This window comes from Pseudomonas sp. HMSC066A08, from assembly GCF_001813025.1.
Classification (GTDB): Bacteria; Pseudomonadota; Gammaproteobacteria; order Pseudomonadales; family Pseudomonadaceae; genus Pseudomonas; species Pseudomonas aeruginosa.
Window position 1 is genome coordinate 1 of the sequence record NZ_KV811325.1, and the last position, 416, is coordinate 416.

The 416-nt window shown below is 61.3% G+C and carries 1 pseudogene; it reads right to left on the reverse strand.

Annotated features, from left to right (window positions below):
• Positions 1 to 117 precede the first annotated feature (117 nt).
• A pseudogene (locus HMPREF2886_RS21690) lies at positions 118 to 416 on the reverse strand (IS21 family transposase); the annotation flags it as partial.

The window sequence follows — 416 nt, forward strand, 5'->3', positions numbered from 1 at the left end:
ACCTAACCGGCGATTACGTCTGGCGGCAGAGCCGTCGGCTTGAAGACGGGAAGTTCAGGCCGCTACGGTTGCCCGGAAAACCTTAGCGTACGATTTTTTCCGTTTTCTCTATTCGCCCCAGTCATAGCTGACCTGGTCGCGATCCAGCAAGCGGACATGGCTGGCGATCAGCGCGTCGTCAGCCACCACCTCGATTCGCGTCGGATACAAACGGCTGCTGACCCACTTACCCGCGTACTCACACGGCACCGAGTAACGGTTGCGCCCGACACTGACCAGGCAGGTGCTGGAGACCCGCGCAGGCCGCTCGACGTAACCGTCGAATGGCGCTGGCACAGGCATCAGTTCAGCGCGCTCCAACTCCAGCACTTCGGCCACACTCAGCCCGCTGTATTGAGGGTGCGTCAGCTCGTTCC